Origin of the sequence: Methylocapsa aurea (genome assembly GCF_000746085.1) — a bacterium.
In the GTDB taxonomy this organism is placed as follows: Bacteria; Pseudomonadota; Alphaproteobacteria; order Rhizobiales; family Beijerinckiaceae; genus Methylocapsa; species Methylocapsa aurea.
The window spans coordinates 1-18220 of sequence record NZ_JQKO01000013.1; the positions used below are offsets into that span (position 1 = coordinate 1).

At 62.2% G+C, this 18220-nt stretch carries 17 protein-coding genes; 16 read left to right on the top strand and 1 reads right to left on the bottom strand.

The genetic code is table 11. The features are described 5' to 3' along the window. The 10 genes from yidC to DL86_RS10225 form a co-directional block, all read left to right on the top strand. A partial coding sequence (yidC, locus tag DL86_RS10180) for a membrane protein insertase YidC (protein ID WP_036260934.1) occupies positions 1–477 on the top strand: 477 nt, incomplete at its 5' end. A gap of 55 nt (positions 478–532) precedes the next feature. Then, entirely contained in the window at positions 533–1192 is a 660-nt protein-coding gene (gene yihA, locus DL86_RS10185; RefSeq protein WP_036261125.1) for a ribosome biogenesis GTP-binding protein YihA/YsxC, read from the top strand. A 146-nt stretch (positions 1193–1338) separates the two neighbouring features. After that, on the top strand, positions 1339–2223 hold the full coding sequence (gene argB, locus DL86_RS10190; RefSeq protein ID WP_036260935.1) for an acetylglutamate kinase: 885 nt from the start codon (positions 1339–1341) through the stop codon (positions 2221–2223). Between the two features lie 107 nt (positions 2224–2330). After that, complete coding sequence (locus DL86_RS10195) at positions 2331–3083, top strand: pyrimidine 5'-nucleotidase (protein WP_084572846.1); 753 nt, start codon at positions 2331–2333, stop codon at positions 3081–3083. A 137-nt stretch (positions 3084–3220) separates the two neighbouring features. Beyond that, positions 3221–4078, top strand: a complete 858-nt coding sequence (gene dapD / locus DL86_RS10200) for a 2,3,4,5-tetrahydropyridine-2,6-dicarboxylate N-succinyltransferase (protein ID WP_036261130.1) — start codon at positions 3221–3223, stop codon at positions 4076–4078. After that, positions 4078–4557, top strand: coding sequence for a hypothetical protein (locus tag DL86_RS10205; protein ID WP_036260936.1), 480 nt, complete (start codon positions 4078–4080; stop codon positions 4555–4557). Before dapD ends, DL86_RS10205 begins: the two co-directional genes overlap by 1 nt. Positions 4558–4730: 173 nt before the next feature. Further along, positions 4731–5630 (top strand): chorismate mutase, encoded by a 900-nt coding sequence (locus tag DL86_RS10210; protein WP_051953148.1) that lies wholly within the window; start codon positions 4731–4733, stop codon positions 5628–5630. Positions 5631–5655: 25 nt separating this feature from the next. Then, on the top strand, positions 5656–6777 hold the full coding sequence (locus DL86_RS10215; RefSeq protein WP_036260937.1) for a pyridoxal phosphate-dependent aminotransferase: 1122 nt from the start codon (positions 5656–5658) through the stop codon (positions 6775–6777). Further along, positions 6770–7717, top strand: a complete 948-nt coding sequence (locus tag DL86_RS10220) for a prephenate/arogenate dehydrogenase family protein (protein WP_036260938.1) — start codon at positions 6770–6772, stop codon at positions 7715–7717. Before DL86_RS10215 ends, DL86_RS10220 begins: the two co-directional genes overlap by 8 nt. Before the next feature lie 154 nt (positions 7718–7871). Then, positions 7872–8186 carry a hypothetical protein gene (locus DL86_RS10225; protein WP_036260939.1) on the top strand — a complete coding sequence of 105 codons (315 nt, stop codon included), beginning with the start codon at positions 7872–7874 and terminating at the stop codon, positions 8184–8186. Positions 8187–8445: 259 nt separating this feature from the next. On the opposite strand, the gene DL86_RS10230 is transcribed toward DL86_RS10225, so the two are convergent. After that, a complete protein-coding gene (locus DL86_RS10230) occupies positions 8446–9264 on the bottom strand; it encodes a transglutaminase-like domain-containing protein (protein WP_036260940.1) in 819 nt (272 codons plus the stop codon). 511 nt (positions 9265–9775) lie between these two features. On the opposite strand from DL86_RS10230, the gene mgtA reads away from it, so the two are divergent. The 6 genes from mgtA (at position 9776) to DL86_RS10260 (ending at position 18083) form a co-directional block, all read left to right on the top strand. Then, positions 9776–12385: a magnesium-translocating P-type ATPase gene (mgtA, locus tag DL86_RS10235; RefSeq protein WP_245276335.1), complete on the top strand. Its 2610-nt coding sequence runs from the start codon at positions 9776–9778 to the stop codon at positions 12383–12385. Positions 12386–12481: 96 nt separating this feature from the next. Continuing rightward, complete coding sequence (gene lptM / locus DL86_RS10240; RefSeq protein ID WP_156964574.1) at positions 12482–12808, top strand: LPS translocon maturation chaperone LptM; 327 nt, start codon at positions 12482–12484, stop codon at positions 12806–12808. 14 nt (positions 12809–12822) lie between these two features. Beyond that, positions 12823–14091 carry a diaminopimelate decarboxylase gene (gene lysA, locus DL86_RS10245; RefSeq protein ID WP_036260943.1) on the top strand — a complete coding sequence of 423 codons (1269 nt, stop codon included), beginning with the start codon at positions 12823–12825 and terminating at the stop codon, positions 14089–14091. A gap of 183 nt (positions 14092–14274) precedes the next feature. Next, positions 14275–16989 carry a TIGR02302 family protein gene (locus DL86_RS10250; protein ID WP_245276336.1) on the top strand — a complete coding sequence of 905 codons (2715 nt, stop codon included), beginning with the start codon at positions 14275–14277 and terminating at the stop codon, positions 16987–16989. A gap of 298 nt (positions 16990–17287) precedes the next feature. After that, positions 17288–17476, top strand: coding sequence for a twin transmembrane helix small protein (locus tag DL86_RS10255; RefSeq protein WP_036261140.1), 189 nt, complete (start codon positions 17288–17290; stop codon positions 17474–17476). Between the two features lie 19 nt (positions 17477–17495). Further along, positions 17496–18083 (top strand): cob(I)yrinic acid a,c-diamide adenosyltransferase, encoded by a 588-nt coding sequence (locus tag DL86_RS10260; protein ID WP_036260945.1) that lies wholly within the window; start codon positions 17496–17498, stop codon positions 18081–18083. The last annotated feature ends 137 nt before the right edge of the window (positions 18084–18220 follow it).

The window sequence follows — 18220 nt, forward strand, 5'->3', positions numbered from 1 at the left end:
GGCTGCCTGCCGATCCTGATCCAGCTGCCGGTGTTTTTCGCGCTCTACAAGGTCTTGTTCATCACCATCGAAATGCGGCAGGCGCCGTTTTTCGGCTGGATCAAGGATCTCTCGAAGCCCGACCCGACCAATGTCTTCACCCTGTTCGGCCTGCTGCCGTTCGATCCGACCGCGCTGCCGGTGTTCGGCTCGTTCCTGGCGCTCGGCGTCTGGCCGCTGATCATGGGCGTCACGATGTTCATCCAGATGAAGACCAATCCGGAGCCGGCCGACGAGCTGCAACGGAAGGTCTTCACCTGGATGCCGGTGGTCTTCACCTTCACCCTCGGCAGCTTCCCCTCCGGCCTCGTCATCTACTGGACCTGGAACAATATCCTCTCCGTCCTCCAGCAGACCATGATCATGAAACAGGCCGGCGTCAAAATCGAACTCTGGGACAATCTCGTCAATACATTCCGAAAAAAAGCCGCAAGCTGAAATGACCCAAGCCCTGGACCAGCCAGCGGGACAGCGCTTGGACCCCGCGGCGGAAATGCAGCGCGCCGGCCCCGACTACGACGAAATCGGCCGCAAGCTTTTTGCCGAGGACTGCGCATTCATGTGGGCGGCGGCGGCGATCGGGCAATTGCCGCCGCCGGGCGCGCCGGAGATCGCTTTCGCCGGGCGCTCCAATGTCGGCAAGTCCTCGCTCCTCAACGCGCTGACCAATCGCAAGGCGCTGGCGCGCACCTCGAATACGCCAGGGCGCACGCGAGAGCTCAATTTCTTCGCCCTTGGCGGCGATGCGGAGGCTTCCAAGCTTCGCCTTGTCGATATGCCCGGCTACGGCTATGCCGCAGCCTCCAAGACGAAAATCGCTTCCTGGACCGGCCTGATGCAGGATTTCTTGCGCGGCCGGGCGCGCTTGCTGCGGGTTTTCGTTCTGATCGATGGCCGCCACGGCTTGAAGCCGGTCGACCTCGAAATGCTGGATCTCCTCGATCGCTCGGCCATGTCCTATCAAATCGTTTTGACCAAGCGCGACGAGGTCAAAGGAGCCGAGCAGAACGAGCGCATCGCGGCGACGCTCAAAGCGCTGGATAAGCGCCCGGCCGCTTTCCCGGAGGCGATCTTCACCTCATCCCAAACCGGCGAGGGCATCGGCGCGCTTCGCGCGGCGATCGCAAGGCTGCTCGCCGAACGCGGAAATTGACGGCGCCAGCCCCTCCTCCGCCGCCAAAAAGACCGCGCGGCTCCGCGTTGAGCCTGTCACAACGAGCGGATAGATAGAGCAATGGATTCAAGCTGGACGTTTCAGCCCGGACGTTTCACCGTGAAGGTTTCACTGGACGAGAATCAATGAACGACGCGACTGACTCCCGCGCCCAAGCGAAGGCTCAAGAACAGGCCGCGATCTTGATGCAGGCCTTGCCGCATATGCTGCACTATGACGATGCGATCGTCGTAGTGAAATACGGTGGCCACGCCATGGGCGATGACAAGGTCGGCCGCGATTTCGCCCGCGATATGGTTCTGCTCGAACAATCCGGCGTCAATCCGGTCGTCGTTCATGGCGGCGGCCCGCAGATCGGCGCGATGCTGCGCAAGCTCGGCATCAAGTCCGAGTTTTCGGACGGTCTGCGGGTCACCGACAGGGCGACGATCGAGATCGTCGAAATGGTCCTCGCCGGTTCGATCAACAAGCAGATCGTCGGCTTCATCAATGCCGAGGGCGGCCGGGCGATCGGCCTTTGCGGCAAGGATGGCAATATGGTCATCGCCAATAAGGCCCCGCCGACCAGCGAGGCGGTCGATCTCGGCTTTGTCGGCGAACCGGCCAAAGTGGACACCACCGTGCTCGACCAAGTGCTCGGCCGCGAGCTTATTCCGGTCCTCGCGCCGATCGCGCAAGGCGACGACGGCGAGACCTATAATGTGAACGCCGACACCTTTGCCGGCGCCATCGCCGGCGCGCTCAAGGCCAAGCGACTGCTGTTCCTGACCGACGTGCCTGGCGTTCTCGATCAGAAAGGGAGCCTGATCAAGGAATTGCGCGTCGAAGAGATCCATGCCCTGATCGCCGATGGCACCATCACCGGCGGGATGATTCCAAAAGTTGAGACCTGCATCTACGCCCTAGAACAGGGTGTCGAAGGCGTCGTCATCCTCGACGGCAAGAGCCCGCATGCGGTGCTGGTCGAGCTTCTTACCGACCATGGCGCGGGAACATTGATCAAGAGGTGAGCAAAACGAAACGGTTCTTGGACGATCCATCAGAAGCGGCGCTGTCGGACGAGCGGAACGCCGCGCCAGGTCCGGAGCGCGAAGCTGCGCCGGACGCCGATTCCCCTGTGCCCGTCGATCCTTCTTCGACCGTAGAGACATACGCGCGGATCGATGCGTTCGCGCGGATCGACACTTGGGTGTTCGATCTCGACAACACCCTCTACCCGTCCGACAGCGACCTTTGGCCCAAGATCGACGCCCGCATCACCTTGTTTCTCGCCCATCTCCTCGGCCTCGACGGCATGTCGGCCCGAGCGCTGCAAAAATACTATTATCAACGCTATGGGACGACATTGCGGGGCCTGATGCAGGAACACGCCGTCAGCGCCGAGGAATTCCTGGAATTCACTCATGACATCGACCGCTCTTCCCTCCTGCCCAATCTCGCGCTCGCAAGCGCCATCACGGCGCTGCCGGGGCGCAAGCTGATCCTGACCAATGGATCGCGCGATCACGCTCTGCGCACCGCGCATGCGCTTGGCCTCCATGCCATGTTCGAGGATATTTTCGACATCGCCGCCGCCGATTTCGTGCCCAAGCCGGAGGCCGCGACCTATGAGCGGTTCTTCGACAAACACGCGGTCGATCCGCGGCGGGCGGTGATGTTCGAGGATCTCGCCCGAAATCTGATCGTTCCGCACCAGAGGGGAATGACGACGGCCCTTGTCGTACCCAAACCCGGCCAGAAGGATCATCGCGAAGCCTTCGAGATCTCCGGCGACGTCGCGCCGCCCCATGTCGATTTCGTCACCAGCGACCTCGAAGCCTTTCTGATCGAGATCATGGCCAATATGCCGATCGACGAAAGCAATGGGTGAATGCCGAAAGCCCCGCCGAAACAGTTACGCTGGAGCGTTGCTGGCGCATTGATTACTTTGATCGAAACCCTTAACCCATGGATCGTCCGCAGAAGGCCGATCCGCCCCAACAAATCCGCCGAACGAAAGACCAGCCGATGACGCATACCGCCCTCGAAACCATCATCGACGCCGCCTTCGAGGATCGCGCCGCCATCAATGCGCAGACCCAGGGCGACATCCGCAAGGCGGTCGAAGCGGCCCTCCATCTGTTGGACGCGGGAAAACTCCGGGTCGCCGAGAAAATTCCCAGCGCGGAGGGGCCAAATTCCTGGAAGGTCAATCAATGGCTGAAGAAGGCCGTGCTTTTGTCTTTCCGCCTCAACGACATGGCGGCGATTTCCGGCGGCCCCGGCGGCGCCTCCTGGTGGGACAAGGTGCCCTCCAAATTCGACGGCTGGGGACCGAAGGAGCACGCCGCGGCCGGGTTTCGGTCGGTGCCCAATTGCGTCGTGCGCCGCTCGGCCTATATTGCGCCGGGCGTCGTCCTGATGCCCTCCTTCGTCAATCTTGGCGCCTATGTCGACTCGGGAACCATGGTCGACACCTGGGTGACGGTGGGCTCCTGCGCCCAGATCGGCAAGAATGTGCATCTTTCCGGCGGGGTCGGCATCGGCGGCGTGCTCGAACCCTTGCAGGCCAATCCGACCATCATCGAGGATGATTGCTTCATCGGCGCGCGGTCGGAAATCGTCGAGGGCGTGATCGTTGGGCAAGGCGCGGTGGTCTCGATGGGCACGTTCATCTCAGCCTCGACCAAGATCGTCGACCGGACCAGCGGCGCCATACACATCGGCTACGTTCCGCCCTATTCCGTCGTGGTCTCCGGCAATCTGCCAGGCAAGCCCTTGCCCGATGGCGCGCCTGGCCCCTCGCTCTACTGCGCCGTGATCGTCAAGACCGTCGACGCGCAGACCCGCTCCAAGACCGCGATCAACGAGCTTTTGAGGGATTGATGGCGCAGCTTCCAGCGGCGGAGCGCGCGCGCTTTCTGTTTCGCACCGATCAAGGCGTGATCGATGCGAAAACATGGCGTCAAGGCACGGCGCTGCTCGGCGCCATCCTCGTCCTTCTCACCGCCATCTGGCTTGTCGTCGCGCCCTTCACGCAGCGCGACCTCGCCGCCACGCCGTTCTTCGCCTGGGCGACCATCGCCGCCTTCGTCTATCTGCTGTTTTACGCTTTCACGATTCTCCTGATCGCGATCAGCCATTATAATCTCAGCGCCAAGCGCTGGCGCGATCGCGGCCGGCCCGCGGGGCTGGCGGGACTCCTGCCGTTTTTCGCGCTTTTGAGCGGCGCGGCGCATTGGCTGCAGCCGCGCGTCGCGGAAACACTGTCCTATTGGTATGTCGCGGGGCTCGACGCCTTGCTCGTTGCGATCATCATCTGGAACGTCGCCGAACTCGGGTTTTGCGGCCGCCGCGCGGATTAGAGCGCTTTCCGATCGAATGGAATCGTTCGATCGATCAGAAATCGCTCCAGTTGCAAGAACCTGAGCATGCGCATGGAATCCGAGCGATTCCTCCCGGTCGCGCAACGCTCTAATTGCAACTTCGCCAAAAAATGCTCTAAGACAGGTCAACGCCCCTGCGAGCCAGCGCGAAAATGACAAGTTCATCCCGTCGCGAGACCTTGGCCGATCTCAGAATTGAGATCGATCGAATCGACGCGGACCTGCACCGGCTGCTGATGGAGCGCGGCGAGATCATCCACCGGCTCATCGAAGCCAAGGCCCGGCAGGGCGGAGGGTCGGCGTTCCGGCCCGGCCGCGAGGCGGACATGATGCGCGGGTTGGTCTCCCGGCACGAGGGACTGCTGCCGCTCGACACTGTCGAGAGCATTTGGCGGATCATCATCTCGACCTTTACCTTCGTTCAGGCGAATTACAGCGTTCACGCCGATATTTCGGGCGGCGACGCGGCGATGCGCGATTGCTGCCGATTTCATTTCGGCTTCACGGTTCCCTATGTGGTCCATCTGGGCGCCGCCAGCGTCATCGACGCCGTCGCCAATTCCAGCGGCGATCTTGGCATGGTGCGCGTCGAAGGCGGCGCCGCGTCGGGGCCATGGTGGCGCAAGCTCATCGATCCGCGGGCGCCGAAGATCATCGCCCGGCTGCCATTCGTCGAGCGTCCGGATCATCCGGCCGGCATGCCGCTCTTCGTGATCGCCCAGCCCCTTGCGGAGGCCGCCGTGCGCGACGTCGTGCTCTACGCCGTGACGCTGGAGCGTTGGCTGGACAATCTGCCCTCCAGTCTCGGCGCGCTCGGGGCCGAGATCGTCGGCAACGCCGCCGATGGATTTGGCCTCTCGCTTCTGGTCGCGACGAACCGAGGCGGCGGACCGGAGGCCTTGCGGCAGGCTCTCATTTCCGCCGGCGCGACCGAGCCGAGGATCGCCGAAATCGGCAGCCATGCGGCGCGTTTCGATATGTCCGAGGGCCAGCATTGCCTGGATTGCGGCGCGGCAAGTCGCGACCAGTCGGATCGAGGCGAGGCGGCGTAATCACTCTTTTTCGGAGTCTCATTGCATGACCAAAATCGAGCCCGCCGCGCGGCCGCGCCCGCTCGAAGGCGTTTTCAGCATCGATCCCTATGTCCCAGGCAAGAGCGCGGCGCCGGGCGCCGCCAAGGTTTTCAAGCTGTCTTCGAACGAGACGCCGCTTGGTCCATCGCCCCGCGCGCGGGAAGCCTTTCGCGCCTTCGGCGACCGGCTAGACATCTATCCGGACGGTTCGGCGAGCGCTCTGCGCGCGGCGATCGGGGCAAGGTTCGGGGTCGACCCGGAAAAAATCGTCTGCGGCGCGGGATCGGATGAAATCATCCATCTTCTGGCGAGCGCCTATATCGGCCCTGGCGACGAAGGCATTTTCACGGAGCACGGTTTTCTCGTCTATAAGATCGCCATTCTCGCGGCTGGCGGCGTTCCCGTCGTCGCGCCAGAGAAGAACCTTACGACCGATGTCGACGCCATTCTGGCCAAGGTCGGCCCGAAGACCAAGATGGTCTTCATCGCCAATCCGAACAATCCGACAGGAACCTATCTGCCCATCGCCGAAGTCGAGCGGCTCAAGGCGAGCCTGCCTTCCGACGTCGTCCTTGTGCTTGACGCGGCCTATGCCGAATATGTGACCCGCGCCGATTATTCGGCCGGCCTGGAGCTTGTCTCGGCAAGCGAAAACGTGGTCATGACCCGGACCTTTTCCAAAATCCATGGTCTGGCCGGCGTCCGGCTCGGCTGGTGCTATGCGCCGCTCGACATCTGCGCCGCGATCAATCGGATACGCCCGCCGTTCAACACCAATGGCGCCGCGCTCGCGGCCGGGATCGCCTCGCTGCAAGACGCCGATCATATCGCCAAGGCGATCGCCCATAACGCGGAATGGCTCGCCTGGCTGACGAGAGAAATCGGCGCGCTTGGGATCGAGATAACCCCCAGCGTCGGCAATTTTCTCCTGCTCCATTTCAAGGACGAAGCCGAGGCGCAGGCCGCCGATCAATTTCTCACCGCGCGCGGGCTGATCCTGCGCGCGGTCGGGTCCTACGGCCTGCCGCATTGCCTGCGCCTCACCGTCGGATCCGAGGAAGCCAATCGCCTCGTCTCCGCCAGCCTTCGGGATTTCGTCCAGTTAGGAAACCCCGCGCGTGCCTGATGGTCTTGGGGCTCCGCTGAGCGAGCCATTGTTTGAACGGGCAGCGCTCATCGGCATCGGACTCATCGGCTCGTCCCTGGCCCATGCGTGCCGCCGCAAAGGGCTCGCCCGCGCCATCGTCGCCGCCGACGCATCCCCCGCCGTCCGCGAAACGGTGCGCAAGCTTGCGATCGCCGACGAGGTCGCGGAAACCGCCGCCGCGGGAGTGGAGGGCGCCGATCTCGTCATTCTCTGCGCGCCGGTCGGGGCGATGGGCGCAATCGCCGAAGAAATCGCGCCCCATCTCAAGCCTGGCGCGATTGTCTCCGACGTCGGTTCGGTCAAGGCGTCGATCATTGGCGCGGTCGCGCCGCATCTGCCCTTGGGCGTTCACTTTATTCCCGGCCATCCCGTGGCTGGCACCGAGCAGTCCGGCCCGACCGCCGGGTTCGCCACCCTCTTTCTCAATCGCTGGACAATTCTGACCCCTCCGGAGGGAACCGATCCGAAGGCGCTCGCGCGGCTTTCGGCCTTCTGGACCGCGGCCGGGGCCAATGTCGAAGTCATGGCGCCGGCGCACCATGATCTGGTGCTCGCGATCACCAGCCATGTGCCCCATCTCATCGCCTATAATATCGTTGGCACAGCCGCCGATCTCGAAGAAGTGACCCGATCGGAAGTCATCAAATTCTCCGCCGGAGGGTTTCGCGACTTCACCCGCATCGCCGCATCGGATCCAACAATGTGGCGCGACGTTTTCCTCAACAACAAAGAGGCGGTGCTCGAAATGCTCGGCCGCTTCAACGAGGACCTGACCGCGCTTCAGCGGATGATCCGGCGCGATGACGGTCAAGGCCTGTTTGATCTGTTCACCCGCACAAGGGCGATCCGGCGCGGCATCATCGAACAAGGGCAGGAAACCGCCGCCCCCGACTTCGGCCGCCGGACTGGGGAGAACTAACGCCGGCTTTGGCGCGAAGCCAAACCGATGGCGGAGATATATGATGCTCCGGCGCGCGCGATGGTATATTCAAGAAGGCGGCACGCGTTCGTTGAAATTCCGATTGCTCGGCGCATCTCTCGGCGGATAGACGCCGAATGAAAGTTGGCGCATCATGACCGAAAAGACGATCGACCTCGACGGTCGACGCGGCATGGCGGCGCAGAAGGCGACCCAAATCCGCCGTCTGATCGCGGCTGTCGAGGCGGACCATGTTGCGCTCCGCGCGCGACAGGATGAACTGGAGCATTTTCTTGGGGCTGCTCCCGCCGCGCATTGGCAGGACGCCGTCGCCAAGGCCCGCTACCTGCTGACCCTGTTCGCGCAGACGCCCGCTGCGGAAGATCCAAGGCGGGTCAAGCTGATCGCGGATGTCCTGGCCGATTTCGAACGCCTGCTTGCAGAACCGGAACACCCGCCGATCGGGTGATGCTATGCTCGCAGCCAGCGAGCCTCCTTGAAGGAGAATGACGATGGCCAAAGGTCAAGTTCGCGGCAACCGGGAAGCCAAGAAGCCCAAGAAAGAGAAACCGAAGGAAACGGCCGCCGCCCCCTCGCTCTTGAAGATCGCGACTCCGCCCAAGAAAAAATAAAGCGAAAATAGCGCGATAAGTACCGGGAGAAGCCTGCCAGAGCGCCCCAGCAGGAGGGGCGAGAATTATTCGCGTCGTCCGGATCCAGCCCCCGGCTTACGCCGGCCCCTCCGCAATCTCGTCTGTCCAGACCCGGAAGCTGGTCAGCGTGTTGGGGCCGAAGGTCGTGGCGATGGCGACGTCGGCGGCGTCGCGTCCCCTCGCCAGCAGCACCCTTCCGATGCGCGGCGTATTGTTCCTCGCATCGAATGTATGCCAACGGCCGCCAAGATAGGCCTCGAACCAAGCCGCGAAATCGCCCGGCGGAAAGGGCGGCGGCGTGCCGACGTCGCCAAGATAGCCTGTGCAATAGCGCGCCGGAATGTTCAAGGCCCGGCAGAAGGCGACGGCCAAATGCGCATAGTCGCGACAGACGCCGCGCCCTTCCTGATAGGCCTCGGAAGCGGTGCGCGTCACCCGCGCATGTTCGTAGCCAAATGCGATGCGCTGGTGCACGTAATCGCAGATCGCCTGGACCCGCGCCCAGCCCGGCGCGGTATGGCCAAACAAGGTCCAAGCTAGATCCAGCATCCGATCGCTGTCGCAGAACCGGCTCGCGAGAAGAAAGACGATGGCCTCCTCCGGAAGCTTCTCGACCGCGATCTGGGCCGCGTCGAGCGCGATCTCATCAGGCAGGCCGGAATCCGTCACGATAGCGTCAGTCGACAGGCTCATATGGCCCGCCGGGGCGACAATGCGGCTGCACCAATTGCCAAACCCGTCGCGATAGCAGGAAATCGGAACCGAGGGGATGATCACGATATGATCAGGCGCCGCGAGGTCGGCCACGCGGGAGTAATGGATATTCAACATCGCAATCAGGGGCGTGGGTTGCGGAAATTCATATTGCAATTCATAGCCGACCCGAAGTTTCACTAATGCTCTCCGCGCGCCTGGGAAGCCCGCCCATAGCCGTTGATTTCTGCATCGGGCGGCTGACAACGTATTTTGGCATTCATATCACTTGGAGCGCTCAAAAGAACTGGCAATAATTCAGCCCGACGACTCACTAAATACTTTGCGCCGGACCACCGAGACATTGATCTGCGCTGCTGCCTGGCGCCAGTCTAGCGCTGGAGCGCTTTCCGATCGAATGGAGTCATTCGATCGATCAGAAATCGCCCCAGTGTTAAAAAGTCTGAGCATATTCTCGCCGAACAGATCGAACCAATCTGTTCGGAATATGCTCTAGAGCGCTTTTAGTTTCGGCGGAATCAGAAAGCAGCTCTAGGTCTTTGTTTTGTCGCATTTTCTTAACGCGACCCGGTATCCACTTCGCTCGAAAATGCTCTAGACGAGCGCGACATTGGAGAAGACACGTATGAATCGTCCAAGCTTCTTAGATCGCTTGAACTTTCAACATGAGGACTCCGATCGCCACGCACGCATGCGCGATGCCGACATTAGTCTCTCGCGCGAAATTCTCGAGTTAAGCCGGGCGGACCAGAAAGCGATCTGGACAATGCTCCGCGCCTCCCCAGACGGGCTCGACGCCGCCGAGGCGAAAGCAAGACTGGCTTTGGTCGGTCCCAACATCATAGCCAAGGAGGGCCGCCCCAGCGTTGTGAAGGAAATATGGGGGTGCGCCAAGAGCCCCTTGAACGCCTTGCTGCTCTCTCTCGCCGTCGTGTCCTATTTCCTTGGCGACTTCCGCGCTGCTGTCGTCATTGCGATCATGGTCGTCCTGGCGGTCACGACGGCGTTCATCCAGGAGCATCGCTCCAATAACGCCGCCGCGAAACTCCGCGCCATGGTGAAGACGACGGCCAGCGTCAAACGGCGCGGCGCCGCAATCCCCGCCGGAGAGGACCTATCTCAGGGCTTCAGCGAAATAGCGATGGATCGTCTGGTTCCCGGCGATATCGTCCGGCTCTCCGCCGGCGACATGATCCCAGCCGATCTGCGGCTCCTCAGCGCCAAGGACCTTTTCATCAACCAGGCGGCGCTGACCGGCGAGGCCATGCCATCGGAAAAATCGACGGCGTTCCATGTTGGGGAGATCGACGATCCTTTCGACCTGCCAAACCTTTGCTTCATGGGCGGCAGCGTCGTCAGCGGTTTTGGGACTGGAGTGATAGCGCATACAGGCGCGAAAACCTATTTCGGCCAGCTTGCCGACAAGATCGCCGGACAGCGCGAGGAGACAAGCTTCGACAAGGGAATCAACCGCTTCACCTGGCTGATGATCCGGTTCATGCTCGTGATGGTTCCCGCGGTCTTTCTGATCAATGGCTTCATGAAAGGCGATTGGCTCGAGGCGCTTTTATTCGCCGTGGCCGTCGCCGTCGGCCTGACGCCGGAAATGCTGCCGATGATCGTCACCGTGAATCTCGCCAAGGGCGCGATCGCCATGTCGAAAAAGCGGGTCATCGTAAAGCGCCTCCACGCGATCCAGAATTTCGGCGCGATGGATATTTTGTGCACGGACAAGACCGGCACGCTGACGCAGGACCGCATTATTCTCAAATGGCATCTCGACATTCGCGGCAATGACTGCGAACGGGTGCTGGAATTTGCTTATCTGAATAGCCATTATCAGTCCGGCTTGAAGAATCTGCTCGATGTGGCGGTGCTGCAGCATGTCGAGATCGGCAAGAACCTTCACTTGCAGCATCAATACCAGAATATCGACGAGATTCCCTTCGACTTCGCGCGGCGGCGCCTGTCCGTCATTCTGTCGCGGGAGGACGGCACGCATGTCCTCATCTGCAAGGGCGCGGTCGAGGAGGTTTTTGCTGTCTGCGACCGCTATGAGCTCGGCGAAGAGCTTGGAGCCTTGGATGCCAGCCATCTCGTCCAAGCGCAGGCGGAGACGCGCGAGCTCAACGAGGACGGGTTTCGAGTCGTCGCTGTCGCGTATAAGGAAATTGCCGCACTCAAGCCAAGCTATAGCGTCGATGACGAATGCGACCTGACGCTGCTTGGCTATATAGCCTTTCTCGATCCGCCGAAGGAGACCGCCGGCGCCGCCATCGCCGCCCTCAATCGGTCCGGCGTGATGGTCAAGATCGTCACCGGCGACAATGAAGTCATCACCCGCAAGATCTGCCGCGAGGTTGGTCTCAAAGTTGAACGCGTCGTGCTCGGTCCGGAGATCGAAAAGATGAGCGACGCCGCCTTGGCGGATCTCGCGACATCGGTTGCGGTCTTCGCCAAGGTCTCGCCGGCGCAGAAAGCCCGGGTCATCGCCGCCCTTCACGCCAAGGGCCATGTCGTCGGGTTTCTCGGCGACGGCATCAATGACAGCCCGGCCCTAAAAGCCGCCGATGTCGGCGTGTCGGTCGACACCGCCGTCGACATCGCCAAGGAAGCGGCGGACATCATCCTGCTCGAGAAGAATCTGCTGGTTCTTCAAGAAGGCGTTATCGAGGGGCGCAAAGTCTTCGCCAATATCACCAAATATATCAAGATGGGCGCAAGCTCCAACTTCGGCAATATGTTCAGCGTGCTTGGCGCCAGCGTCTTCCTGCCGTTTCTGCCGATGCTGCCGATCCAGGTTCTCACCAACAACCTGCTCTACGATTTCTCACAAACGGCGATCCCCACCGACAATGTCGACGAGGACTATCTCGCAGCGCCGCGGAAATGGGACATCGGCAATATTTTCAAGTTCATGGCGTTCATTGGGCCGATCAGCTCGATCTTCGACTACGCCACCTTCTTCACCATGCTCTATGTGTTCGACAGCTGGACCAATCCAACCTTGTTTCAAACCGGCTGGTTCGTCGAATCCTTGCTGACGCAAACGCTCATCATCCATATCATCCGCACAGCCAAGGTCCCTTTCGTCCAAAGCCGGGCCAGCCCGGCCCTCATCGCGACGTCGCTGATCATCTGCGCGATCGGCGTCGCGCTGCCCTATACCCCGCTCGGGGAAGCCCTAAAATTCACGCCCTTGCCGCCGCTTTATTGGCCGATCGTCGCGGCGTTCCTGTTGAGCTACGCAACGCTGACCCATCTCGTTAAAACCTGGTTTGTCCGCCGCTGGGGCATGTGACGCCTAGAGCATATTCTGAGCACCCACGCCAATGATCGGACATTTCGTTTCCATCCGCGCCTCGTCTATAGTGGCCTCCCCTCCTGGAGCCGGTTCGTGACTTTCTGTTTGCGCTCAAACCTTTACGCCGCCGCGGTTGTCGCCGCGCTCGCCTTGTCTCTGTCCGGCTGCGGACGGCGCGGAGCGCTTGAGCCGCCGCCTGGCGCTCCCCACTCGAATGCGCCCCTCACAGGCCGGCCGGATGAATATCGCGCCCCCACAAATTTTGTGGATTTTCCGAGAGCAAACATGGTGGGGGCCGCAGGGACGACGGGCGCAGCAGGGGCGCCGCCGCTGCCGCCGGACCCGGAGGAGCCCGACAAGCCTAGCGCGCCCGTGGCAAAGCCGCCCCCAAAGCCCTTTCTGCTCGATCCCTTGCTCTGACGCAGTATCAGCCAATGCATCATTTTGAGACGAAAGACGGCGTCCTGCATGTCGAGGATGTCGATATTTCCGTCCTCGCGGCCGAGGTCAAAACTCCCTTCTATTGCTATTCGAGCGCCACGCTCACGCGCCACTATGAGGTCTTCAAGGCGGCGTTCGCGGATGTTCCCAGCCTCGTCTGCTATGCCGTGAAGGCCAATTCCAACCAGGCCGTGCTGACGACCCTGGCGCGGCTCGGCGCGGGCATGGACGTCGTGTCCGAGGGCGAATTGCGGCGGGCGCTGGCGGCGGGGGCGCCGGCCGAAAAGGTCACCTTTTCAGGCGTCGGCAAGACGCAGGCGGAAATGGCCTTCGCGCTCGATCAGGGAATTTTCTGCTTCAATGTCGAATCGGAGCCCGAGCTTCGCGCCTTGTCCCTCCTCGCAACCGCCAAGAACACGGTCGCGCCCATCGCCATTCGCGTCAATCCGGACGTCGATGCGAAAACCCATGCAAAAATCTCAACCGGCAAGGCCGAGAATAAGTTCGGCATCCCGCTCACGCGCGCGCGTGAGGTCTATGCCGAAGCCGCCAGCCTGCCCGGTCTCAAAGTTGCTGGCGTCGATCTTCATATCGGCTCGCAGATCACCGATCTTGGCCCTTTCGACGACGCTTTCAGCCTCACCGCCGAGTTTGTGCGCCTACTGCGCGCGGATGGCCACGACATCGCGCATATCGACCTCGGCGGCGGCCTCGGCATTCCCTATCGCGAGGGCGATGACCCGGACAGCTATCACCCGGAGCGCTATGCGGATGTCGTCAGGGCCCAGCTTGGCGGCCTCGGCTGTCAGCTTGTTTTCGAGCCGGGCCGGCTGATTGTCGGCAACGCCGGGATTCTTGTGACACAGGTTGTTTTCGTCAAGCGGGGCGAGGCCAAGACTTTCGTCATCGTCGACGCGGCCATGAACGACATGGTCCGCCCGACCCTCTATGACGCGCATCACGACGTCCAGTCCGTCCGCCCCGCGCCTGGCGCGCCGACGATCACCGCCGATATTGTCGGACCGGTCTGCGAAACCGGCGATTATCTGGCGCTGGCGCGAAAGATGCCCGAGCCGGCGCCAGGCGATTTCCTGGCGATCATGTCGGCTGGCGCCTATGGCGCGGTTCAGGCCAGCACCTATAATTCAAGGCTGCTCGCGCCCGAAGTTCTTGTCAATGGCGCAAGCTACGCCATCGTGCGCCCGCGTCGAACCTACGAAGAATTGATCGGGCTCGACAAGATTCCGGCTTGGTTGGACTAGATATGTCGAACGCGCGCTGGCGCGCGACCGCCATCGTGCTAGCTTTGCCATATCGCGCTCGAGCATTTTCAAGCGAAGCGGCAACCGGTTCGCGTTAAGAAAATGCGATAAACAAAGACCGACAGTTGCTTTCTCATTCCATCGGATCTGAAAGCGCTCTAGCATTTCCAAAATGCGAATGGCTTGACCGCCGCGCTTCTGGAGACAGATTTGCTGAGACTGGGACGCCCAAAGCCTTCAAGGCGAAATGGCCCTTCGCGTGACGCCGAAGCTGGCGGGGCGCCGATCTTTGGCGCGTCGGCGGCAAATTCGCGGCTGGAGCGGCTTGTCGCGAAAGCCTATGCGGTGCTCCTCTTCGAGCGGTCATGGCGCCTTATCGCGCCGCCGCTGTTCGTACTTGGCTTTTTTGTCTGCCTCTCATGGACCGGCCTATGGCTGGCGGCCCCGCATTGGGCGCGCGCCTTAGGGAGCCTTTTCCTCGCCGTCGGCGTCATTCTGGCGCTGCTCCCGCTGCGCAAATTCCGTCTCCCCTCGCGGAGCGAGGCCCTGGCCCGGATCGATCGCATCTCCGGCCTCGGCCATCGTCCGGCCGCGGTTCTGGAGGACCGGCTCGGCAATGGCGGCGCCGATCCCGCCACGCGCGCCCTATGGAGCCTGCATCGCCGCCGCGCCGAGCAAATAGTCGCCGCGCTGCGGACCGGCCTCCCCTCGCCGCGCATGGTCGATCTCGATCGATACGCCTTGCGCGCCGCCATCCTTATCGGCCTTGTCGCGACCGGCTTCATCGCCGGCCCAGAGAGATACGCGCGCCTCGCTGCGGCCTTCGATTGGCGCTTCGACGGCTTTCATGGCGAAGACGCCCGCCTCGACGCCTGGATCGATCCGCCGGCCTATACTGGCAAGACGCCGATCGTCCTGAATCCTCGCGCGACCGGCCAGGACGCGGCGCACAAAATCGAGGCGCCGACCGGCTCCGTTGTCATTATTCGCTCGTCCGCCGGCAAGGCGACCCTCGAGGCGACCGGCGCTTTAGTCCCGGCCGCGCAGGACAAGGAGACGGCGGCTGCGACCTTGGCCGTTCCGGCCGCGACCCCGCCAAAAGGCGATAATGAAACGCGGCTGGTTCTGCGCGGCGACGCTTCTCTCGCGCTCGCCGCCGGCGGGCGGTCCGCCGCCTTTGATTTACGCGCCATTCCCGACGCCCCCCCGACGATCGCCCTCGCCGATGCGCCTAAGGTCAACGCACGGGGATCCCTCGCGCTCGCCTATGAGATCGCTGACGATTACGGCGTCGTTAACGCGGAGGCGCTCTTCGCCAATCCCTTGCTTGAAAATGGAAAGCCCTCGAAGCGTTCTCTCGTGGACCCGCCGCGGGTCGCGCTCGCCTTACCCTCCGCGGGCGAGCGCTCCGGCGAGGCTGACGCGACCATCGATCTTTCCGAACATCCCTGGGCCGGCGCGCGCGTCGAGATGACTCTCGTCGCGCGCGATGAGGGCGGCAATGAAGGCAAGAGCGCTTCGATCGAAATCGTCTTGCCGCAAAAGCCCTTCGCCAAGCCTCTTGCCCGCGCCCTCGCCGAACAGCGCCGCAATCTGATTCTCGCGCCCAGCGACGCGGCCCGGGTGGCGACCGCGATCAAGGCGCTGATGATCGCGCCCGAGGCTTTCGGCACAAGCGCTGGCGTCTATCTCGGACTGCGCGCCGCCTCGAATCAGCTGGCGGCGGCCCGCCACGACAGCGATCTCGTCGAGGTCGCCGACCTCCTCTGGGCGATGGCGCTCCGAATCGAGAATGGCGATCTCTCCGAGGCCGAGCGCGATCTTCGCGCCGCCGAGCAACAATTGCGAGAGGCGCTGCAGCGCAATGCGCCGGAGGAGGAAATCAGCAAGCTCAGTGAAAATCTCCGCGCCGCCATGGATAAGTTTTTGCGCGAATTCGCCGCGCAGCAGCAGCAGAACCAGACCGGGCAGAGCGATCCCGCGGCCGGGAAGAGCCGGAACCGCGCGGTCAATCCGAAAGAGCTTCAAGCCATGCTCGATCAAATGCAGGAGATGGCGCGTTCGGGCAATGTCGCCGATGCGCAGAAAATGCTCGAGCGCCTGCAAAACATTCTCGAAAATCTGCAAATGGCGCGGCCCCGCAAGAGCAATCCGCAAGCCCGCGAGATGAGCCGCGCCCTCGACGAACTAGACCAGATGACCAAGGAGCAGCAGGACCTTCGCGACGAAACCCATCAAAGCCGCGAAGCTCAAAAAAGGCGGCAGCGGCGCCAGTTTGGGCTGCCGAACCAACCCGGTTTAGGCGAACTGCTGAACCAGGACAGCGGCGACGATCAGGACCCGGAAAGCGGCGAAAATGGAGCCGATGTCCAAATCAGCGAAGCCGAACTCGCCAAGCGCCAGCAGGCGTTGCGTGATCGCCTCGAAAAAGCGCAAAAGCGCTTGAAGCAGGCGGGACAGGCGGGCGCTGGCCTCGACGATGCGCATGGCGCGATGAAGGAGGCCGAAAAAGCGCTTGGTCAAGGTCCAGGCGGCGGCGACGAGGCGCTGGATGCGCAGGGCCGCGCCCTCGAGGCCCTGCGGCGAGGGACGCAGGAGCTCGCGGAAAACATGCGCGGGCAAGGCGAGGGCGAAGCTTCCGGCGAGGCCGACGGCGAAGGGGAAGACGGAGAGGGTCAAGGCCCAAACGGCCAGTTCGGCGAGGAAGGCGCCGATCCGCTTGGGCGTCCGAGCGGCCGCGAACGGGCGTTCAATCCGGGAGCGCGTTTCAACCCGTTGGGCGTTCCGGCGGCGCAGCGCGCCCAGCGCGTGCTCGAGGAATTGCGCCGCCGGCTCGGCGAGCCTGCGCGCCCGCGCGACGAAATGGATTATCTGGAGCGCCTTCTTCGGCGCTACTAAGGCGCCGGCGCTGTTTCCTGTCTGACCAAAAGGAAGCCGCCAAAACGTGATCTTGTCCAAGAAATTGCGGCATTCTTGGATAAGATCACGCTCATCACAAAGAGACAGAGAGCACAATCGATTCCGCAAAAAAGATAAATATGCTTTAAGTTCCAAATAGTTGGAGCATGTTCCCGTCGGAAAAGTCAGTCAACTTTTTCGGAGCACGCTTCAGCATCGAGTCCGCCGGAAACGACCGCTCTCTGGCGCTGCGCCAAACTCCGCCGGCGCCCCTACCCTCATCGAGGATCGCAACAACATGCACTCCGCCAGCAATCTTCTAGTCGCCATCGCCGTCGGCGCCGTCGTGATCGTTCTCATTGCGGGCCTCGTCAACCTGCTTCGCGGCGGCAGCCCTAACCTGTCGCAACAGCTGATGCGTTGGCGAATCGGTCTCCAGTTCCTCGCCATTTTGATCATTATCGGCGTATTGTGGTATCGCGCCTGAAGCTTCGGATCACACCGCCATGGTCGTCTTGAACAAGATCTATACCCGCACCGGGGATGCCGGGACCACTGCGCTCGGCACCGGCGAACGGCGCGCCAAGAACGATCTTCGCTTCGAAGCGATCGGCGCGATCGACGAGGCCAATAGCATGGTCGGCCTCGCCCGCGTCGCGACGGCGAACGATCCCGACTGCGCCAGGGTCGACGCCATGTTGCTTTGCGTGCAGAATGACTTGTTCGATTTTGGCGCCGATCTCTGCATGCCGCAGGCGGATGGGACGCCGGATCGCGACGCGCTGCGGATCGTCCAATCGCAAGTGGATCGCATCGAGCGCAAAATCGACGAATTGAATCGCGAACTTGCGCCTTTGCTGAGTTTCGTTCTGCCCGGAGGATCGGCGGCGGCGGCGGCCCTGCATCTGGCGCGCACCGCGACCCGCCGCGCCGAGCGGCTGATCGTCGCCTTGGCCAACGCGCCGGGCGAGCAGGTCGGAGAACCCGCCCTCAAATACATCAACCGGCTGTCGGATTTCCTGTTTGTCGCGGCGCGCTATGTAAACCGCAAAGGCGAAGGCGATATTTTATGGGTGCCTGGCCAAAACCGCTAATGCGTTGGGCGCAGGAGCGGCGCTATTTGTCTTGGCGCGGACCTTAGAGCGCTTTCGGTTTCGGCGGAATCAGAAAGCAGCTATAGCTCGTTATTTTGTCGTACTTTCTTAACGCGAACCGGTATCCACTTCGCTCG